General features: G+C 72.2%; 18 protein-coding genes. 8 read left to right on the forward strand and 10 right to left on the reverse strand.

All coding sequences use genetic code 11. From position 1 onward, the window contains the following. Positions 1-34: 34 nt before the first annotated feature. Entirely contained in the window at positions 35-3,424 is a 3,390-nt protein-coding gene (locus tag POL72_RS44465) for a DNA methyltransferase (protein WP_272102982.1), read from the reverse strand. A 65-nt stretch (positions 3,425-3,489) separates the two neighbouring features. Then, positions 3,490-4,110, reverse strand: coding sequence for a glutathione S-transferase family protein (locus tag POL72_RS44470; RefSeq protein ID WP_272102983.1), 621 nt, complete (start codon positions 4,108-4,110; stop codon positions 3,490-3,492). Positions 4,111-4,719: 609 nt separating this feature from the next. Here POL72_RS44470 and POL72_RS44475 point away from each other — a divergent pair. Beyond that, on the forward strand, positions 4,720-5,286 hold the full coding sequence (locus POL72_RS44475; protein ID WP_272102984.1) for a hypothetical protein: 567 nt from the start codon (positions 4,720-4,722) through the stop codon (positions 5,284-5,286). A gap of 133 nt (positions 5,287-5,419) precedes the next feature. After that, positions 5,420-5,956, forward strand: a complete 537-nt coding sequence (locus POL72_RS44480; protein ID WP_272102985.1) for a hypothetical protein — start codon at positions 5,420-5,422, stop codon at positions 5,954-5,956. Between the two features lie 93 nt (positions 5,957-6,049). Here the strand turns inward: POL72_RS44480 and POL72_RS44485 are convergent, their stop codons facing one another. The 6 genes from POL72_RS44485 to POL72_RS44510 are packed head-to-tail and all read right to left on the reverse strand — an operon-like array spanning position 6,050 to position 11,767. Next, positions 6,050-6,637 carry a chemotaxis protein CheW gene (locus tag POL72_RS44485; RefSeq protein WP_272102986.1) on the reverse strand — a complete coding sequence of 196 codons (588 nt, stop codon included), beginning with the start codon at positions 6,635-6,637 and terminating at the stop codon, positions 6,050-6,052. Beyond that, the gene (locus tag POL72_RS44490) at positions 6,634-8,391 is read right to left on the reverse strand and encodes a methyl-accepting chemotaxis protein (RefSeq protein WP_272102987.1); all 1,758 of its coding nucleotides are present in this window, start codon (positions 8,389-8,391) and stop codon (positions 6,634-6,636) included. Before POL72_RS44490 ends, POL72_RS44485 begins: the two co-directional genes overlap by 4 nt. Further along, positions 8,388-10,109: a chemotaxis protein CheA gene (locus tag POL72_RS44495; protein ID WP_272103861.1), complete on the reverse strand. Its 1,722-nt coding sequence runs from the start codon at positions 10,107-10,109 to the stop codon at positions 8,388-8,390. The genes POL72_RS44490 and POL72_RS44495 overlap by 4 nt, the downstream gene beginning before the upstream one ends. A 5-nt stretch (positions 10,110-10,114) precedes the next feature. Beyond that, a complete protein-coding gene (locus POL72_RS44500; RefSeq protein WP_272102988.1) occupies positions 10,115-10,639 on the reverse strand; it encodes a chemotaxis protein CheD in 525 nt (174 codons plus the stop codon). Continuing rightward, positions 10,636-11,385 (reverse strand): GAF domain-containing protein, encoded by a 750-nt coding sequence (locus POL72_RS44505; RefSeq protein ID WP_272102989.1) that lies wholly within the window; start codon positions 11,383-11,385, stop codon positions 10,636-10,638. Before POL72_RS44505 ends, POL72_RS44500 begins: the two co-directional genes overlap by 4 nt. Before the next feature lie 13 nt (positions 11,386-11,398). Then, on the reverse strand, positions 11,399-11,767 hold the full coding sequence (locus POL72_RS44510; RefSeq protein WP_272102990.1) for a response regulator: 369 nt from the start codon (positions 11,765-11,767) through the stop codon (positions 11,399-11,401). 338 nt (positions 11,768-12,105) lie between these two features. On the opposite strand from POL72_RS44510, the gene POL72_RS44515 reads away from it, so the two are divergent. The 5 genes from POL72_RS44515 (at position 12,106) to POL72_RS44535 (ending at position 16,919) form a co-directional block, all read left to right on the forward strand. Further along, positions 12,106-13,623 carry an isochorismatase family protein gene (locus tag POL72_RS44515; RefSeq protein ID WP_272102991.1) on the forward strand — a complete coding sequence of 506 codons (1,518 nt, stop codon included), beginning with the start codon at positions 12,106-12,108 and terminating at the stop codon, positions 13,621-13,623. Then, complete coding sequence (locus tag POL72_RS44520) at positions 13,620-14,324, forward strand: glutathione S-transferase family protein (protein ID WP_272102992.1); 705 nt, start codon at positions 13,620-13,622, stop codon at positions 14,322-14,324. The genes POL72_RS44515 and POL72_RS44520 overlap by 4 nt, the downstream gene beginning before the upstream one ends. A 111-nt stretch (positions 14,325-14,435) precedes the next feature. Then, on the forward strand, positions 14,436-14,828 hold the full coding sequence (locus tag POL72_RS44525; protein ID WP_272102993.1) for a glucuronyl esterase domain-containing protein: 393 nt from the start codon (positions 14,436-14,438) through the stop codon (positions 14,826-14,828). Positions 14,829-15,214: 386 nt separating this feature from the next. After that, complete coding sequence (locus POL72_RS44530; protein WP_272102994.1) at positions 15,215-16,693, forward strand: vWA domain-containing protein; 1,479 nt, start codon at positions 15,215-15,217, stop codon at positions 16,691-16,693. Next, complete coding sequence (locus POL72_RS44535; protein WP_272102995.1) at positions 16,671-16,919, forward strand: putative metal-binding motif-containing protein; 249 nt, start codon at positions 16,671-16,673, stop codon at positions 16,917-16,919. The genes POL72_RS44530 and POL72_RS44535 overlap by 23 nt, the downstream gene beginning before the upstream one ends. Before the next feature lie 45 nt (positions 16,920-16,964). Here the strand turns inward: POL72_RS44535 and POL72_RS51070 are convergent, their stop codons facing one another. After that, on the reverse strand, positions 16,965-17,810 hold the full coding sequence (locus POL72_RS51070; protein ID WP_272102996.1) for a CPBP family intramembrane glutamic endopeptidase: 846 nt from the start codon (positions 17,808-17,810) through the stop codon (positions 16,965-16,967). Then, positions 17,807-18,685 carry an alpha/beta fold hydrolase gene (locus POL72_RS44545; RefSeq protein ID WP_272102997.1) on the reverse strand — a complete coding sequence of 293 codons (879 nt, stop codon included), beginning with the start codon at positions 18,683-18,685 and terminating at the stop codon, positions 17,807-17,809. The genes POL72_RS51070 and POL72_RS44545 overlap by 4 nt, the downstream gene beginning before the upstream one ends. Before the next feature lie 274 nt (positions 18,686-18,959). Between POL72_RS44545 and POL72_RS44550 the strand changes: the two genes are divergently transcribed. Beyond that, positions 18,960-19,931: a CheR family methyltransferase gene (locus tag POL72_RS44550; protein WP_272102998.1), complete on the forward strand. Its 972-nt coding sequence runs from the start codon at positions 18,960-18,962 to the stop codon at positions 19,929-19,931. The last annotated feature ends 18 nt before the right edge of the window (positions 19,932-19,949 follow it).

A 19,949-nucleotide genomic window follows, 5' to 3' on the forward strand; every position in this document is an offset into this window, starting at 1 on the left:
CTATGTTCTGCGCCGTCTGCCGAGGCTCCTCAGGCTACCGCTCGCCCTCGGCTCCAGCCTGCTTCTCCTCCGCGGCGCGCGCCTCGTTCAGCGCGAAGAGCCGGTCGATCAGCGCGTCCTCGAAGGCGCTCCGCGCCTGCCGCTCTTCCGGCGTCGCTGGCTCCGCGTACGGGGGGACCTCCACGCCGTCGAACCTGTAGGCCGCCAGGACGGCCCGGTCCATCTCCTCGTGGAGGCCGCGCAGCGCGACGATGCTCGGCTCCTTGCACGTCGGGTCCTTGATGAGGTTGTACGTCTCCGTCAGCCCCAGCCGTGACGCCAGCATCCACCGCGCGCGGGCCACGTAGAGGCGCTCGCCGGCGGCCTCGACGCGGCCGCCCTCGGCGAGGTGGTCCGGGCGAGGGAAGGGGAACGTCTCCACGCAGTCGGACGGCGCGTAGCGGAGGCCCTCTCCCATCGTCGAGGAGAGCAGCCGCGCCCAGGACTCGTGCGCGCGCGACTGGAGCACCGCGAAGCGCGCGTAGTCGTCGATCGCGAAGACGCACAGCTGGTCCGAGAACGTCCGGCCGGCGGGCTGGAAGGCGAAGCACAGGTGCTTCGTCACCCGCGCCGCGACGAGGCACCGCTCGAGCGGAGCGATCTTGCGCCGGAGCTCTGGCCGCGTGTTGGCGAACTGCCACCACCGCGCCCGGTGGCCCGCGTCGATCCCGGTGCCCTTCAGGCGATCCCGCGCGGGCTTCACCCGGTTCCGCACGATCGAGAGCAGCGCGGGCCACCGGCCGGCCTCCTCGAGCCCGCGCTCGCCGAAGTCGATCACGTGGCGGTGCGGGCTGTGCGAAGGGGACGAGTTGACCTCCTCGCCGCCGAGGAACGGGCGGAGCACCTCGCCGGCCGCAGGATCGCCCGCGAGGAGCGCGCGCGCCTCGCCGTCGGTCAGGACGAAGCCGTCGCCCCGGAGGAAGCAGCCGATGAAGCACAGATCCCGGCTGGCCCCGAGCGGGCGCGGGTCGGGGCGCTCGGGCATCGCGCGCAGGTGCGAGTTGATGTGGCCCACTGGCACGCCGTCGAGCCGCGGCGGAGGCACGCCGTCGCCCGGCGACATGCCCAGCGCGAGGTGGACGACGGCGACGTGGACCGCGGCGTCTCCTGGCCACGGGACGCTGCGCACGGCGTGGTAGATGATCGCGCCCCCCGCCTCCACGAGCGGCCTGAGGCCCGACCGCCGGGTGTCGCCCTGAGCGATCGTGTTCGTGGCGATGAGCCCCACCGTCCCGCGGCGCGCTAGCAGCGCGGCCGCGCGGCGGAAGAAGTGGGCGGCCAGGTCGGTGTTCTTCGTGGCGCCGTGCAGCTGCTCGAGCCACGCGGCGTAGAGCTCGCCGTGATCCGTCGAGATCCGCTTCCCACCCAGGAACGGCGGGTTCCCGACGAACGCGCAGAGCCGCGCCGGCCGCGGCTCGAGGGCTCCGCTCGGCGCGTCCGGGCGCGGCTCCTGGAACACCTCCGGGAGCTCCAGCGGCCAGTGGAACGCCGGCAGCGGCGGCGGCCCCCCGGGCGTCCCCTCGCGGAGCGCCCGCTGCATCGACAGGAGCTCTTCCGAAGGCGGCTCGCCGCTTCGGAGCCACGCGAGCGCGAGCGCGGCCCGCCGGTCGCGCTCCTTCAGCCGGCCACGGTCCTTCTCGTGCGCGAAGAACGCCCCCACCACGAGGTCGCCGAGAAGCCGCGCCCGGGCGATCGCCTCGTCCGCCTCCTCGGCGAGCCGCGCTCGCCGGCGCGCGGCGTCGTCGCCTTCCGGGACGTCCGGCCCTCCCGGGTTTCGCAGGCCCGCCGGGAGCTGCGCTTCGGCGCCTTCCGGGACGTCCGGCCCTCCCGGGTTTCGTAGGCCAGCCGGGTGCTCGGCGTCCGCGACGAGCCGCCGCCCGAGCTCGAGCGCCCGCGCCACCGCGGCGTCTACCGCCTGGCAAAACAGCGGCGCCGGCGCCGCGGGCTTCCAGTGGAAGCCGCGCAGCTGGGCAAGGTCGAGCCCGACGAGCGAGTCGCCGTGCCGGAGGGCGTGATCGACGAACGTGAACGGCTCGTCGTGCGCGCGCGTCACGAGCCAGAGCGACAGCCTCGCCAGGCTCACCGCGAAGGGGTTCTTGTCGGCGCCGTACAGGCAGCGCCGCGCGACGAGCCGCCGCGCGTGGCTCACGGCGCCCTCGCCGGGCAGGGCGAGCCGCGCCGCCGCCGCCGCGTCGCCGCGCGCGGCCTCCCGCGTCCAGGCGGCCACCACCTGGTCGGCCAGGTACCGGCACGCCTCCATGAGGAACGCGCCGGAGCCCATCGCCGGATCGCAGATGGTGAGCCGGAGGAGCGCCTCGGACGCGGGTTCCTCGCCCAGCTGCCGGAGCAGCGGCTCCAGCGTCCGCGCGACGATCGGCGCGGACAGGCTCCTCGGGGTGTAATGCGCGCTCGTCCGCCGCCGCTCGGCGATCGGCTGGAGGAACAGCCGCCCCGCCCCGAGCACGTCGGTGTCCCTCGCGCGCAGCGGTCCGAGCGCCTCGAGGACGCCGGCCGCGGTCTCGGCGGCCACGAGCGCCTCCCCGAGCTTCCCCGCCTCCCGCCGCGAGATGCCCGCCCGCTCGGCGAGCCACGCGGTCCGCCGCGCCCTCGGCTGCGCGAGCGCCTCGGCGGCGCCCACCCAGACCCTGTCGGGCCGGACGCACACCGTCGGCCCGGCGGCGCGCTCGACCCGGTAGCCCATGAGCGCCTCGTAGACGCCGCCGAGCTGCTCGACGTCGATCGCCCGGTACGACAGCGGGCGCCCGTCGAGCACGAGGAGCCGCTCGAGCACCGCGTGCACCGTGCCGTCGTCCACCGACGGCGCGCGCGGCGCCGCGGGGGCGTTTGGCGCCGCGGGTTTCGCCGGCCTCGCGTGGTCCTCCGGCGGCCCTGCGCGCTCCGGCGGCCCCGCGTGCTCCAGGAATGGGTATCGCTCGGGGTCGAAGAGCTGCCCGCCCCGCGCCGGCAGGGTCAGCTCGGGGCGGCGGAGCCCGCGGAACATGGCGCGGAACAGCGCGACGAGCCGCGGCCACGCCCCGAAGCGACGCCGCAGCGCGCCCGGGCGCGCGCCGCGCTCCGCCGCGAGCTGCTGGAACAGCGGGCGCACGCCGAGGTGCGCCGCGTAGTACGGGTCCGAGGCCGGCAGGAGCCCGCGGTCCTCCGCGTGCAGCAGGAACACGAGCCGGAGGATCGCGGTGAGCAGGCCGCCGTGGAGGTGCTCCGGGCCGCGGGCGAGCGCGTCCTCGAGCGCGCCCGCCCCGTCGCGCTCGGCCGCGTCCTCCAAGCCGCGGAGCAGGACGCCGAGCGCGTCGAAGGCCCGGTCCGCGAGCGCGCCCGCGACGTCTGCCTGCTGCGCCCTGCTGTCCCCGGGGACGGGCTGATCCATGCCGAGCGCCCGGAGTGTACGCGAGCGCGGCGCGCTCTGCTGCAGGTTCTACCTGCGCGGGGCCTTCAGGGCTTGATCTTGGCCGCGAACGCCCGTGTCACCGCCGGCCTCGCCTTGATCGCCTGCTCCCAGCGCGCGAGGTTCGGGTACGGCTCGAGCGCTATCCCCATGCGCGCGGCCCCGGAGATCCACGGAAACGTGGCGATGTCCGCGATCGAGTACTCGTCGGCGAGGTACTCGGACTCGGCGAGGCGGCCGTCGAGCACCTTGTAGATGCGGTCCTGCTCGTTCTGATAGCGCTCGATCGCGTAGGGGATCTTCTCGGGCGCGGCGCTGCGAAAATGGCCGAGCTGGCCGAGCATCGGCCCCACCGCGCCCATCTGGAACATCAGCCACTCGATGACGCGCGAGCGGCCCGGCTCGCTGGCGGGCAAGAGCTTGCCCGTCTTCTCGGCGAGGTAGATGAGGATCGCGCCCGACTCGAAGACGGTGACCGGACCGTTCGGAGGGTCGTGATCCTGGAGCGCGGGGATCTTCCCGTTGGGGTTGATGCGCAGGTACTCGGGCGTTTTCTGCGCGCCGGACCCGATGTCGATCGGCTTGATCTGGTAGGCGAGCCCGAGCTCCTCGAGGAGGATGATGGGCTTGTAGCCGTTCGGCGTGGTCCACGTGTACAGGTCGATCATCTGGCTCTCCCTCCCATCCGCGGTGCCCCCGGCACCCGTCTCGGGTGCTGCGGGGATGGTCCTCGGGTGACCCGCGGAGGTCAAGCGATGGCTGAACGGTCCTCGCGCTCCCCCTCGCCCGGCACGTCGATTTCATCCGAGCGAACTCCCGCGAGCGAGGCGCCGTGCGCGTCCAGCACGCCGCCGATGTCGCGGCCGCCGTATCATCCTGGCGCGATGCGGTGCGACGCCTCCGGCTGCGCGTCCGCCGTGCCCCCTCCGGGTGCCCCTGATCCCCGGAACGGCGGGGACTGCGGCCGGTGTTGGACGAATCTACTCTACGGCCCTGGACAGCATCTGGGCCTTGCGGCGCAGAGCTGGTCTGTGAGATTTTTCGTGGGGTAGGTCCCGAAAGGCGACGAACTGGACAGACCCTGTCCCGCGGTCTCTGTTGGCCAATCGACTACTCGTCAGGCAGACACGGCAACCCGCGGCTGAATGTCAACGTGGACGTCTTCGGGGAATGCAGTTCATGTCCAGAGAAGAAAGGCGCCGTGCCGCAGTGGCGCGAGGCAGTGGCGCGCGATTCGTCGTGATGCCTATGGTTCATGCTCGTTCGGTGACCTGGTCATGAAGGTACAGCCATACAAGATTGGTTCATTGACGCCCGATAACCACTGGGTCGAGCATCGATACCCGGACGCGTGGGATCTCCAGCGCACCACGGGCCCCGATCGCCTGGTGCTCGCGCCGGCCGAACGCCAGATCGACCTCATCCTCGATCTCCTGCGACCGTTGCCGGCGCCGTTCGGTGTTCTCCACGTGCTCGTGGCGTCCCGCTGCGGCAACACGACTGCGCGGCGGCAGGCACCGACCCCGATGCAGCTGCGAGATGTGGCCGAATTTCTTCGCGAATTCGAAGAGTTCTTCGAGCGCGATGGCCGCCATCACGTCTGGGTCACATCCTTGTCCTCGCAGAGCACGATCGTTTACGACAACCACAACATCGTCTATGCGTACGGCCCGCTCGAGCAGCTCGTCGGCCGCGCTGAGACGCGCGGCCTGGCACGGCGTGCGATCGAGATCCCTGTCCCGCACGATCACCGCTTCAATCTTGAATACGACGATGCGGAGGCAGCGCTGCTCGATCGCTTTGATTGGCTTGAGTTTCCGCTCCAGCCCGGAGACGACCCGTGATCGCGGCGGCCCTCGGCGTCGCCGACGCTGGCCGACCTGGGCGTGCTGCCGATGAGAGGGGGAGCACGCGTCCCCGCTCGCGGCAGAGGCCCCGTTCGGCAGGAAAGGGTAGACGATGCTCTCATGGCCTGAGGTGAAGCGGCTGATCTCGCAGATCGTCGGCCCGAGACTCGCCGACCTCGGGTTCAACAACCCAGGCCGTGCCATGTGGCGGGTTCGCCCGTACTTCGTCGACGTCGTCTGGTTCCATTGCCCTCGCGCCGGCATCTTCCAGGTCGAGTTTGGTTGTGGGCTGCGAAACGCGGTCCGAAACAATCCGGCTCCCTCGGATTGCCAGTTCCGCACGCAACCGGCGCGCTCGTTCAACTGGGAGGATACACCCTGGTCGTTTCGCCTGTCGGAATCGGAGCAGGTCGAGGTCCTTCGGCTGCTCGCCCCTCGGGTCGTGGCCGCCGCGAAGCGGTGGTTCTCTCACTTCGACACGATCGACAGCGCCATCGGGGCGCTGGAGAGCAATCCGTGGTCGGGTCCGCGAAATGTAGCGCTCTGCGCCCCAGGCAGTCCTGCATACAACGAAGCGATGTCCGCGCTGCGCGCCGCGGCGGCCGGTGTGGCGGGACAACCCGCTGCGGTGGACGAGGCCGGGGCTGTGCACCGCCCTCGTCGCTGAGCGCGAACGTCGTCGCCCGCGATGAGCGGCGCGCTGGCCACCGCGCCGGGAACCGAGCCGCTACGGCCGATCTCTCCCTCTGGCAGCCGACGCCTACGGGAAAGGCCGCGGCCTGCCCTCGCCGGCGCCGAGCGCGGCCGCCCCCGCGGGCTCGCCCTGCGCCGGCGCGCCCGGGAGCGCCGCGCGGGCGCCGCCTTCGGCCTCGAGCGACGCGGCCGCGAAGAGCTCCTCCGGCGAGAGGATCCGGTCGATGTCGAGCAGCAAGAGCAGCCTGTCGCCCACCTTGCCGAGGCCGAGGAGGTGATCGAGGCGGGCCCGCGTGCCGAACGGCGGCGGCGGCTCGATCGCCGCTGCGTCGAGGTCCACGACGTCGCCCACGGCGTCGATGAAGAGGCCCATCCGGGTGAGCTCGCCGTCGAACTCCGTCTCGACGATGAGGATACAGCTCTGCCGCGTGATCACCGACGCCGGGAGCCCGAGCCGGACGGCGAGGTCGATGACCGGGATCACCCGCCCCCTCAGGTTGAGCACGCCGAGCACGGCCTGCGGCATCCTCGGCACCCGCGTGATCGCGGTGATCTCCACGATCTCGCGCGCGCGGAGGATGTCCACCGCGAGCTCGTCCCCGCCAACGAAGAACGAGATGTACTGCGACGATCGAGGCTCCGGCGCGGCGCTCACGGGACCTCCGCGCGCCCGGAGGTAGCCCGATCCGCGCCCCGTGGGGGAAAGCGCTCGAACTCGGCGTCCTCGTGCAGCGCGGCAGCGCGCCCGGCCCCGTTCGTCCTGGCCCGGGCGAGCGTCGCGAGCACGGCGGCGCCGTTCGAGGCGGCCGGCGAGGCCGGGGAGCCCTCCCGGGACGGCGGCGGGAGGCGCCGCGCGTCGCCCGCGGCGCGCGGCACGCGGGTGCGCTCGGGGAACGCGAGCTCGTCGCCGACCCGGAAGAAGCGCAGCATGCCCGAGAGCGCGTCGGCCTGCGCCGCGAGCTCCTCGGCCGTGCTGGCGAGCTCCTCGCTGATCGCGGCGTTGCGCTGCGTCACCTCGTCGACGCGGCGCATGGCGCTGTTTACCTGGCCGACCGCGTCGGCCTGGCTCACCGACGCGGTCGCCACCTCCTGCGTGAGCGACGAGGTCCGCCGGATCGCGGGCGCCATCTCCTCGAGCAGCTGCCCCGAGCGATCGGCGACCTGCACGCTCGTCGACGCGCGCGCGCCGATCTCCTTGGCGGCGGCCTGGCTCCGCTCCGCGAGCCGGCGGACCTCGCTCGCGACCACGGCGAAGCCGCGGCCGTGCTCGCCGGCCCGGGCCGCCTCGATCGACGCGTTCAGCGCGAGCAGGTTGGTCTGGTAGGCGATCTCCTGCACGATCGACACCTTCTCGGCGATGTCGCGCATCGCGGCGACGGTGCGCTGGACCGCCTCGAGGCTCTGATCCGCGGCGTCCGCGGCGCCGTTGGCGAGCTCGCCCGTCTGCTGGCTGCTCTCGGCGTTCTTCTGGATCGAGCCGCTCACCTCCGAGAGGCTCGCCGACGTCTCCTCCACCGCGGCCGCCTGCTCGCTCGTGCCCTGCGACAGGTTCTGCGAGGTGGCCGAGATCTGCGTCGAGGCGGCGGCGAGCGACTCGGCGCCCGTGCGGATCTCCAGGAGGACGGTCGAGAGCTTGTCCGCCATCTCCGCCATCGCCTCCTCCAGCTGCCCGAGCTCGTCGCGGCCCGCGGCCACGCCCCGGTGCCTCAGATCACCCTCCGCGATCCGCCTGGCGAGCCCCACGGCCGAGCTCAGCGGCCCCGTGATGCTGCGCGAGACGAGGACGCTGACGACCACGCCGACCGCCAGGGCCGCGAAGGCGATGAGGCCCATCTCCCGCGAGGCGCGCTGCGCGTCGCCGCTGAGCGACGCCTGCAGCGCCTCCATATCCCTCGTGCTCGCCTGGGCGAAGCTCTCGGCCGAGTCCTCGAACCGATCGATCTCGCCCTTGACGCCGGCCATCGCTGAATTCGCCGCCTGGGCCGTGGGCAGCTGCCCGGCGAGCGCGTCCTGCATCACCCGGCGAAAGCCGACGACGTAGCTCGTCACGTCGCGCCGCATCGAGGAGACCGACTCCCGCTCCCGGGGCAGCGTCACGATGCGCTCGAGCTCGTCCAGCCGCCGCAGGATCTCCGCCTCGGACTCGTTCCATTTCTCCTGATAACCCTGCTGGAGCGGGCGATCGCCCATGCTGAGGAAGCAGTCTTTCTCGTAGCGGCGGAGCTCCATGAGGTCCCGCTCGAGCTGCATCGCGACCGCGAGCTCCCGGACGTCCGACACGAGGATCTCGTGCGTCTGCTGCGCTACGGACGTCAGGCTGAGGTGCCCCGAGATCGCGATGGCGACCATGAGCATCGCCATGAACGTGAGCGAGAGCGTCAGACGCATCGCAATCTTGAGCCGGTTCATCGTGTCCTTCCCTCCGGATCCATCGCCCCTTCCCGCGCCTTCAAGGGCGGCGCTCGCCGCCGTCGATCCAAGGGCGGGAGCTCGCCCCCGCCGTCGCGGCCGCGGGAGAGGTCGTTCAGCAGAGCGTCCACATCGAGGATCAGCGCGAGCCGGCCGTCGCCGAGGACCGTGGAGCCGGTGATGCCCCGGGTGCGGCGGAAGAGCCGGCCGAGCGGCTTGATGACCGTCCTGCCCTCGCCGTCGAGCGAGTCGACGACGAGGCCGGCCTGGCCCCCCTCGTGGGCCACCACCACCACGCTCTCGCGGACCGGCGCAGGCCCGGAGAGGGCGAAGAGGTCGCGGAGCCGCACGCACGGCAGCGCGCGCCCGTGCACGTGGAGGATGCCGCCAGGGCCCGCGGCGGAGGCGCCGCTCGGGAGCCCGACGCACGAGACGACCGCGCGGAGCGGGATGACGTACCGCTCGCCGGCGGCGCTCACCGAGAAGCCCTCGATGGTCGCGAGGGTGAGCGGGAGCCGGAGGATCAGCGTGGTGCCGACCCCCGCGGCGCTCTCGATGCCTATCGAGCCCTCCAGCGACTCGACGCGGCGCCGCACCACGTCCATGCCCATCCCCCGGCCGGACAGGTCGGAGACGGTCGCGGCGGTGGAGAAGCCCGGCTCGAACACCATGCCGTAGATCTCGCTGTCGGAGAGCGCACCGGGGTCCGCGCACCTGCCCTGCGCGCTGGCCCGCGCCGCGATCCGGGCGCGGTCCATCCCCGCGCCGTCGTCGGAGATGCGGAGCGCGATGCCGCCGCCCTCGTGGGTGGCGCGCAGGGTGATGGTCCCGCGCGGGTCCTTGCCGCACGCCTTCCGCACCTCGGGCGGCTCGAGGCCGTGATCGATGCCGTTGCGGATGAGGTGGGTCAGCGCGTCGCGGAGGCGCTCGATCACCGCGGTGTCCACCTCGACCTCGCCGTGCACGACCACGAGGCGCGCGAGCTTGCCGTGCGACCGCGCGAGATCGCGCACGGCGCGCTCGTACTGCCGGAACCAGGGGCCGACAGGCACCATCCGCGCGCGGCGGATCGCCTCCTCGAGCTTGGTGTTCAGCCGATCGAGCTCCTCGAGGCCGTCGCGCAGCGCCGCGCCGACGGCGCCGCCCGCGAGCTGGACCTCGCGCGCGATCCGGTTCCGGGTGATCGCGACCTCGCCGATGAGATCGACCATGCAATCGAGCTTCTCGACCGTGATGCGGACGGTCTTCGCGCCCGAGCCCCGGTTGCCCTCGTCCGCGGCGCTAGAGGTGGCCCCCTTCGACGTCGAGGGGGTCCCCTCGCGCTCGGCGCGACGGGCGTTCCTGAGCCGCTCGAGCACGCCTGCGGGCAGGGAGGTCGACCCCGGCGGCTCCTCTCCGCCGTCCATCTCCGCGAGCTGGCGGCGCGCCGAGTCGACCGTCTCGAGGAGCAAGGAGACCACCATGCCGGTCACCGGCAGCGTGCCCCGGTGGAGATCCTCGATCACGTCCTCGGCGGCGTGGGTGAGCTCGCTCAGCCCGTGGGCGCCGACGGAGCTGGCATTGCCCTTCATCGTGTGGGCGACGCGGAAGATGCGCTCCAGGAGGTGGCCGGCGTCGGGCCGCCGCTCGAGCTCGAGGAGCGCGCCCTCGAGCTCGTCGAGGTGCTCCGCTGTCTCGGCGGCGAACATCTGCATGAGCGCGGCCCGCTCGGCATCCATCGCGATCACAGGGGCTGGATGGCGGCGCTGCCGTCGTCGGTGCGGAAGATGAGCTTCCGGCCCTGGCTGCCGCCCGTGTCCTGGTGGATGACCCGGATCCCGGCGGCGCGCAGCATCATGAGCCCGACCGCCACGTTCTGGTGTCCGAGGTGCGAGTCCCGCTCCCGGAAGGCGGAGATCATGCAGGCGCCTCCGACGATCCGGGCCTGGAGCGAGCGGGGCGTGGCGCCGAAGGCCGCGAGGCGATCGACGAGCTGCTGAAAGGCGGTATCTCCGAAGCGCCCGAGCGCCAAGCCGAGGTTCGGGCAGCTGGGGAGCACGTAGTGGTTCATGCCGCCCACGCCGAGCGCCGGCTCCCAGAGGCAGATCGAGACGCACGAGCCGACGATCGTGGTGATGATCGTCGGCTCGTCCGACGCGAAGATGTTGCCCGGCGTGAGGTAGTGGGCCAGCGGGCTGCTCGGGGGGGGCACGCTCAGCCGCGCTCCTCCCGCGCCGAACCGCTGCGACGGGGGCTTGAGCATCGTCATCGCATCTCCAGGGCGCCGCAGCGCTCCCGCCCCGCGCAGAACGGTCCGGCAGCCAGGGTGCCGAGCGCTTCGAGAAGACCCTTGTCGAGCGGCCCGAGCGCGGGTTTCTGCGAGAGCAGGTGGAAGACGGCGATGACGCCGACCACGCGCTCGTCCATCGTGAGCGGGACACAGGCCATGACGTCGCCCTCGCCGCGCGCACAGGGGGCCTGGGGGGCGGCCGCGTCGCTGCCGAGCGCGGCGCCCTGCCGGAAATACGGCTCGATCCTCCGCGCCACGCGCCCCACGACGCCCTCTTCCGGCGCCACCAGGACGGCGGACGACGGATCGACGCCGTAGGCCGCGACGACCCTCGCCGCCCCGCTGCCATCGATCTCGAAGACGGCGATCTCCTCCGAGCCGACGAGGTTCGCGATGATGTCCTGGAGGGCGTGGCACGCCTCCTCACGGGTCCGGAGCGGCAGGAGCCGGCGGCTCGCGACATAGAGGCTCGCGAGCTGCGTGCGCTGCTGTTCCTCTGCTGCGCATCGGCCTTCGGCGTGCGCGAGCGCCGCCTCGGCGCGGGCGGCGCGGGCCTCGAGGCGCCCATGGGCCCTCCGAGCCCGGCCGAGCAGCCGGCCGAGCGCGCGGGCGCGCCGCGCGAGCCTCTTCTTCTGCCCTTCGAGCGCGCTCACGTGCGCTCTCGGCGATCCCTCGCGGCGCACCGCGTGCTCCACCCCGCGCTCAGCTTGTCCATCACGCGACATGTCGGTCTCCACCTCATTCGCCGAGACAGCTCTTGACCTTCTCGAGGAGCTCCAGGGAGTCGATCGGCTTCGTGATGTAGTCGGAGCAGCCACAGCGAAACCCCTCTTCCCTGTGCGAGACCTCCCCTCGGCTCGTGACGAGGACAATCGGCGTCTCCCGCGTCGCCTCCTCCGAACGCAGCCTCCGGCAGGCCTCGAATCCATCCATCGCCGGCATGATCACGTCGAGCAGGATCAGATCAGGCCGCTCGGCGAGCGCCTTGACCACCCCGGCGCTGCCGTCCTTGGCTGTGACCACGTCATAGCTCTTCCGGAGGATCATCTGCTCCATCATCAGGACGGTCTCCGAGTCGTCCACCAGCAGGATCTTCTTTCGAGACACCGCCGCCTCCCCTCGCAGGAAACGAAGACCACTCGAGCGCTCGCCCGTGCGGCTCGAACGCCACCTCTCCCCAAGGGGCGTCGCCTTTCCTGAAGGTACGCTCGGGTCACGCCCCAAGTAAACATCAATCGAGGCGAGACCACTTTGGCATACAGCGTCTTTCCTGCTGGGCCGGCGGTTCGGCCGGCCGGACTCAGCCTTCTCGACAGCGCAGGTGCGAGGCCGGACGCCGCGGCGAGAGCGCCGGTGTCTGGCGGAGCCTGGCGGTCCTCTGTTCCGGGTTGCGCGCCGCGGCGCAGGAGCTTGGCCGTGCGATCGTCCGGTGGTACCAGGACACGATGGACGTGAGAGCCGGGCCGCCCTCCCAGGATCCTGCGCGCACGGCGCTGCTGATCATCGACATGCAGAACGACTTCCTCGCGGAGGGAGGCGCGTTCTCGAAGCGGCACTGCGATCCGCGCCAGCTCGCGCAGACCGTGGCCTGGCTCGTGCGCGCGGCGCGCGCGCAGGGGCGGGTCGTCGTGTGGGTGACGTCGGTCTACGGCGAGATCGACGCGGCCCCGGACGCGCTCCGCGGGCAGACGCACACCGGCAGCGCGTGCTGCGCCCGCGGCACATGGGGCGCCGAGCTGTTCCCGGCGCTCGTCCCGGTGTGCGCCGAACGCCCCGCGGGGACCGTGGAGTGGCATGTCGAGAAGCGCTGGTATTCGGCGTTCCGCGAGACCGAGCTGCACGCCCGGCTGGAGCAGGCGGGCGTGGCCGCCGTGGTCCTGTGCGGCGTCGCGACCAACGTGTGTGTCCTCGCCGCCGCCCGCGACGCGCGCCGGCTCGGCTACGACGTCGACATCCTCGGGGACGCGACCGCGGCGGGCACCGCGGGCAAACACGCCGTGGCGCTGCGCGAGATCGAGGGCCTCGGCGGCCGGCGCCGCAGCTGGGCCGACCTCCTCTCCGACGGACCCGGGCCAGTGCACATCGCAGGTATCGGCGCGGGCGAGACGGCGCTGTGGTGCGGCGCCCTCGACGAGCGCCTCGCCGGGGAGGCGGGTGCCTTCGCCGCTGTCGAGCGCGAGGTCGCCTGGACGACGATGCGCCACCGGGGCGGCGAGGTGCCGCGCCTCGTCGCGATCCAGGGCGAGCGCTCGCCCGACGGCGCCATGCCGCTCTATCGCCACCCGGTCGACGAGCAGCCCGATCTCTGCCCCTTCACCCCCGCCGTCGACCGCATCCGCAGGGAGGTCGAGCGCCGCGTCGGGCACCCGCTCAACCATTGCCTGCTCCAGCTCTACCGCACGGGGCGCGACTGGATCAGCGAGCACTCCGACAAGACGCTCGACCTCGTGCGCCCGTCGTTCATCGTCAATGTCTCGCTCGGACGACAGCGCACCATGGTGCTCCGGCCCAAGCGCGCCGAGGACGGGGACGCTGTCCAGAAGGTCCCTTTGCCGCACGGCTCACTGCTCGTCATGGACCTGGAGACGAACGGCCGATTTTATCACGCCATCCGCCAGGAGGGGGACGCGGAGGGCGAGGGCGACGGCCCGACGTCGCCCTCGCGCATCTCGCTCACGTTCCGGCACATCGGCACGTTTCACGATCCGGCGACCGGGGCTGTCTGGGGCGTCGGCGCGCCCGCGTCCGATCGCGCCGAGGCCGAGGCGCGCGCCCGAGCCCGATCTGCGCTCCCCGGGCCGGAGCGCGAGGCGAAGGAGCGCGGCGAGGCAGAGCGGATGTTGCAGCTCTTCCGCGCCGAGAACATCGACCCCACCTTCGACGCCGCCGCGTACCGCCCGGGCTTCGAGGCGCTCAATTTTCGCACGCTCCGCGCGTCGCAGGAGCCTGGAGGCGACCGATGAGCGCGCAGCGCGCGGTGTATTTCGTGAACGGCTCGATCTCGAGCTGGCGCGTCCTGATGGCGGTTCACGAGAAGGGCCTCGCCTTCGAGCCACGCCGCCTGCGCGTGATGCGGGAGCCCCGGGAGACGCGCACCCCGGAGTTCCTGGCCCTCAACCCGCGGGGCCAGGCCCCGGTGCTCGTCGAGCCCGACGGCACCGTCATGAACGAGTCGCTGGCGATCCTGACGTACCTCGAGCTGCGGTATCCCGAACCCCCGCTCCTCCCGCCGCTCGCCGAGCCCGGCGCGCTCGCCCGCGCGCTCGCCTTCGCGCAGGAGTCCGAGGCCACGGCGTGCGTCTACGACCCGCTGGAGAGCCTCTTCGAGGCCGGCGCGGCAGCCATCTCGCCGGACCGGCGGGCGGCCATCCTGGGCGCGCTCTCGGGCGTGGAGCGGGAGCTCGCGCTGTGGGATGCGCGGGCGCAGGAGACACGGTTCATCGCGTCGGACGCCTTCACGCTCGCGGACTGCGCGTTCTACCCCGTGCTCGCCTACATGCAGCGGCGCGGGCTGTCGCTCGCCGGCTATCCAGCGCTCGACGCCTACGAGCGCAGCGTGCGGGGTCGCCCCTCGGCGGTGGCCTCGTATCCCGAGGGCTGGTCCCACGACCGGGCGCGCCCCGACCTGTTCGCGCAGGCGCGGGCGCTCGCCGCTGCGACGTAGCGCGGCCGCCCCGCCGGCCGTGGGGTGAACGCGGCCCGCTCGATGCGTGGACAGGTCGTCGAGCGCGCCGCCCTCGCGCACGGGCTCGAGCTCACGAATCTGTGATTCAAGGTGATTGATCACGTTCGCCGGAACAATGCCTCGAACGCCGTCAAGCTCCCGATCGACACGCACGCCCTGATCGCGAGGATGGCGCCGCGCGGCCTGCTCGTCCTCGAGAACCCGCACCAGGCTCAGATGGGCACCCCCGCGGGTCATACAGCCACGGTGGCCGGAGCAGCGGCCTACAAGGCGCTGGGCGTGGAGAAGAACGTCAGCTACCACTCGAAGGTCGCCGAAACGGCGCATTGCTCGTACAAGAACGAATACACCGATCTCCTCGTGAAGACTATTTCGAAATTTCTGAAGCACGAGGGGGAGGCGCCAGGGGAATTCGTCGTGGGCTCGGGCGGCTCGCTCAGCACGGCGGACTGGGTGGACTGGGAAGCTCCAACGCTGGAATGATGGCGCCGTTCGGAGGGCACAAGGCCCGGACCGACCCGATGGCGCCGAAGCGCGGAGCGGGCTGTCAGACACCGCCTCAGCCCATCTGAATTCTCCCACGGCGTGACCTGGGCGGCGCCCGGCACCGCAAACGCGTGAATCCGATGAATTCACGGGGCTTGAGCCGGCGCGGTCGTCGCGAGGGATAGCTCACCGGAGCGCGCCTGCGCTCTGACGCCGTTGTCATGGAGCAGGCTGGAGCGGCGCGTGGATGCGCGCTCCCGCCAGACGAAGTGCGCGTCGAGGCGTTGGCACTGAAGCTGCACCTCTCCGCGGCAGGATGCGGGGCGAGGACGTGTCGCGATCCTGCGCGACCCGTCCGCTCAGGCGTTCGAAGGAGTGACGGCATGAATCGACTCTTTGGGTTCATCATGACGGCCGCGTCGAGCATCGCGGTTGTCGGCTGCGGAAACGACATGGTTTCGGGCTACGCTGGCGATTTCGGCGCGACGCCCGGGGGCGTGAAGGATATGGGCTTCGCGCGAGGCCTCGTCGAGAACGGCAGGGTGCCGCCGCCCGAGGCGTTCGTCGTCGAGGCGATGTTCTCGGAGCACGATTTGCCGCTCGAGGGCGCGCCGTGCGCGACGCTCCTCTGCGTGCGCGCCGCGATGGGGATAGCCCCGGACGCGCAGGGCGAGAGCGCCGCGTGGGTACAGGTCGGCATGTCGTCGACGATCGATCCCGAGACCTTCAAGCGGCCGTCGATGGCGATCGTCGCGACGGTCGACGTATCCGGCTCGATGTCGTGGAGCTACGGCGATGGCGATGGCGGGATGCCCGCCGCGATAGCGCACTCGCTCCTCTGGAACGTGGCGAGCCACCTCGACGCCGACGATCGCTTCGCGCTCGTCACGTATGGCTCGTTGGTCGCCACGCGGCTCGACTGGACGCGAGGGAACGACCCCGAGATCAAGGAGGCCATAGGCGAGCTCTCGGAGGGCGGCTCCACCAACATGGAGGCGGGCCTCCTTCAGGCGTACGAGCTCGCGCGCGAGGCGAAGGGCACGGCCGACGAGGTCCGCGTCATGCTCTTCACCGACGTTCAGCCGAACGTGGGGGCCACCGGCGGCAGCGAGTTCGAGCGCCTGGTCGCGAAGGGCGCGGACGACGGCATCGGGATCAGCGTCTTCGGCCTGGGCCTGGGGCTCGGCGCCGAGGTCATGAACCGGATGTCGCACCTGCGCGGGGCCAACGCCTTCAGCCTGATGAACGCCGACGACGTGGGCCTCTTCATGCAAGACAACTGGCCGTGGATGGCGACGCCGATCGCCCATGATCTCAGCCTCGTCGCGACCCCTTCGCCGGGCCTCTCTCTCACGCACGCCTATGGCTTCCCCACGGGGGAGGCCGGCGCGACGTCGATCGCCTCGCTCGACGTGGCGAGCGTGTTTCTCAGCAAGCGCAAGGGGGCGCTGCTCCTTTCCCTCACGCCGGCGTCGCCAGAGGAGATCGCTGGGTCGGAGGTGGAGATCGCGCTCAATTACGTCGACCGCTCGGGAGAGCCGGTCACGAGCTCCCTCTCGGCGCGCTATGACGGCGAGGCGCTCGACGAGCGCGGCGTGGTGATGCCGCAGGCGAGCGTCGACAAGACGGTCGCGCTCGCGCTCCTCGTGCAGGCGATGCACGACGCGGCGCAAGAGTACGGCTCGGACCACGCCGCGGCGATTGCCACCCTGGAGCCCGCGCTCGCGCGCTTCGCGGCCGACGCGGCGGCGATAGGAGACGTCGGCATCGACGAGGAGGCGGCGTTCTGGCCCGCGCTCCTGGACCTCATGAAGGCGGACGCCCCGCGAGGAGACTTTTATGGTGATCTCAGCGGCAACTGACCCTCTCCGGAGGCTCGTGATCGTCCTCGGCTGCGCGCTCGTCACGGCGTGCGGCGCCTCCCCGGATCGAGACGGCGACGGGTTCGACGCGTCGGATGACTGCAACGACGCGAACGCCGAGGTGCACCCGGACGCCGCCGAGATCTGCGACGACGGCATTGATAACGACTGCGATCTCATGGTCGACGTCGCCGACGCGGCCTGCTCCGGCGGATCGGGCGCGTGAGCCAGGCGCCGAGCGAGCGAGCCCGATCCCAGCGCCCCGGACGTGTCACGCCGGGCGGGGCGCTGGCTGCGCCGTGGCGGCGCTTCGCGTCTGTACCTGCATCCGCCGCGCGGTGATCACCGCGGCCACGAGCGCGACGATCGTCGTGACCAGGAGCGGCGCGGCGCCGTCGCCGGACATGTGCGCGCGAGAGACGTTGTCGAAGTGGATGCCCAGGTGCGCCGCCCACGCGACGAGCACGCTGCCGCCGGAGCGGAGGTGCAGCGCCGTCATCAGCACGCTGAGCGACGTGATGAACAGGAGGCTGAGCGGCCACGACCACCACGGGACGCCCGGCAGGCACATGGCGGGCAGGTGCCAGAACGTCCATGCGACGCCGAGGACGAGGCTGGCGCGCACGGGTCCTTGCGCCGGAAGGAGCCGCCGGAGGGCATAGCCGCGCCATCCCAGCTCCTCACCCAGCGGGGCGAGGACGGCGATCCCTCGGTGTTCCGGTGTGACAGGCATATAGAGGAGCGTCGCCGGCAGGCTCCCGCCGGCGAGCGCCAGCAGCGCGAGGCCGAGGAGGTGCAGCGCCGCCGGCATGCACAGCGCGAGCGGCGCGTAGCCCCAGCCCGTCGGGGCGCGGTTGGGTGACAGGAGCCCGGAGAGCCCCGCTCGGCCGCCCTCCTTCCAGGCGCACACCGCGGCCGCGAGCGAGGGGCCGACGGCGCCGAGCACGAGCGGCGCCATGGCGACGCCGGGAGGGATGTCGGCGCCCCACTGCTGGAGCAGCAGGGGCAGCTGGCAGAGCCATGTGATGGCGTAGGCGAGGAGGAAGAACCGGGCCACCGGACGAGGCATGGACCGGCGGGACAGCGGCGCGCGCAGGATGTTCCGCGTGGGGCTCACCTCCCGCGCGTGCGTCCCAGCAGCGAGCGCAGGATCGCCTCCGCATGCGTCCACAGCAGCGACCCTCCCGCCTCCGGGAGCACGCGCCGCTCTGCCGCGCGCAGCCGCCCGGCGAGCGACGCACCGAAGTCCGGCGAGTGCACCGTGCTCGTGTCCCGCGCGCCGTACCACAGGTCGACCGGCGCGCGGATGCTCCCTGGGTCGAACGGCCACGGGCTCATCGTCAGCACCGTGTCGCGCGCATAGCCGGCCGGCCCCTGCGAGAACGCCTCATCCATCGCGCGCCGGTAAACGCGCTCGAACACCGGGGCGGTGTACACCGCGCGGTCGACGTCCGCGAGCGTCGGAATGACGAAGCTCCACATCGCCTCGGCGCTGAACCCGGCGAAGAACGCCTCCGCGCGCCCAGGGTCGGTCGCCACGAGCTCCACGAGCCGCCGCACGTCCGGCGCCAGCGCATCGGCGAACACCGGATTCGCCAGCTCATCGGTCCCGGCGACCACGGCCACGCCAGCCACGACGCCGGCCGCCGCGCAGGCCAGGGCGAACGGCGCGCCCGCCGAGAACCCGACGGCCGCCACGCCGGACAGCTGCCGCGCCTCGAGGAAGCGCCGTATGTCCTGCGCCCAGTCGCCGAGCGTGCGGTCCGGGGCCTGGTCCGACGCCCCGAGCCCCGGGCGATCCACGGAGATCAGCCGCACGCCGAGCCCGCCGACGATGTCGCCCCCGAACCCCATCGACCGGCTCGTGGCGCCGCCGGGGCAGAGCAGCACCGGGATGCCGTCCTCCGGTCCCCACTCCGCCCAGCCCAGCCGCCGGCCGTCTGGAAGCGCCGTCTTCCCGAGCCGGACCGGCTCCACCACGCCGCTGATCATGGCCCCAAGGTAGTTGACCTGCTCCGAGGATGCCAGATGCTCCGTGCGTGTCGGGAAGGCGCCGAGACCGACCGGGGCCAGGACAGTGTACCAGGGAGCACACGTGTACGAGCTGCGCAGTTCCGCATGGAGCTGCCACGGACTCCCGTGGTACGGTGCTGTTGCCAGGGGGTGAGTGGGGTGAACCTGTGATCGAGCCCGCACCGGCCTTCGGCGCGCAAGTGCCCATGGATCAACCGCTCGACGGCGCGCCGGCCGGGGAAGGGGACAGGCCATGATCGCGGTCGCCGAGCCGGGCACGCGCACGCTCAGCGACGACGAGTTCGTCCTGTTCCAGAGGCTCGTCAAGCGCCTCTCGGGCATCTCGCTGGGCCCGCAGAAGAAGCCGCTCCTGCTCTGCCGGCTCGGGCCCCGGCTCCGCGTGCTCGGCCTCCGCAGCTTCGGCGAGTACTACCGCCGGGTGACCGCGGCGGGCGGCGAGGACGAGCTCGTGCACATGCTCGACTGCATCTGCACCAACGAGACCCATTTCTTCCGGGAACGCGAGCAGTTCGCGCTCCTCGAGCGCGAGATCCTCCCGGCGTGGGAGAAGAGCGCGGGGCACGGCGCGCCGGACCGCGGAGCGCCCCGCGCGCGCGTCCGCCGCCCGCTGCGCGCGTGGAGCGCGGCCTGCTCGACCGGGGAAGAGCCTTACTCGATAGCGATGACGCTGCTCGACAGCCTGTCCTCCTCCGACGGCGGCGGCGCCGCGGGACGGGCGCCTCGCTGGGCAGGCGGCGCGCCGGCGGGCGTTCCGGGGATCGGCGTCCTGGCGACGGACCTGTCCGTCCGTGCGCTCGAGCAGGCGCGGCGCGCGGTGTGGCCGATCGAGCGGGCCTCGGAGATCCCGGACGAGCGCCTGCGCGCCTACATGCTCCGCGGGACGGGCGCAAGCGCGGGCCTGATGAAGGCCGGGCCGGAGCTGCGCCAGATCGTCACCTTCCGGCGCTTCAACCTGCTCGACGCGGCGCCCGAGCGATTCGGCCTGTTCGATCTGATCTTCTGCCGGAACGTCTTCATCTACTTCGACGCCGTGACGAAGGCGGAGATCGTGGCGAAGCTCATCGCCAGCCTCGCGCCCGGAGGGTACCTGTTCCTCGGCCACGCCGAGGGCCTTCACGGGACAGACCCCCGCGTGCGATGCATCGCGCCATCCGTTTATCGGCTCGAGCCTCTGGCAGGGCTCAAGGGAAGCCGGAACCAGTAGCGCTCCTCCGGGGAGCTG

The organism is Sorangium aterium, assembly GCF_028368935.1.
Classification (GTDB): domain Bacteria; phylum Myxococcota_A; class Polyangia; order Polyangiales; family Polyangiaceae; genus Sorangium; species Sorangium atrum.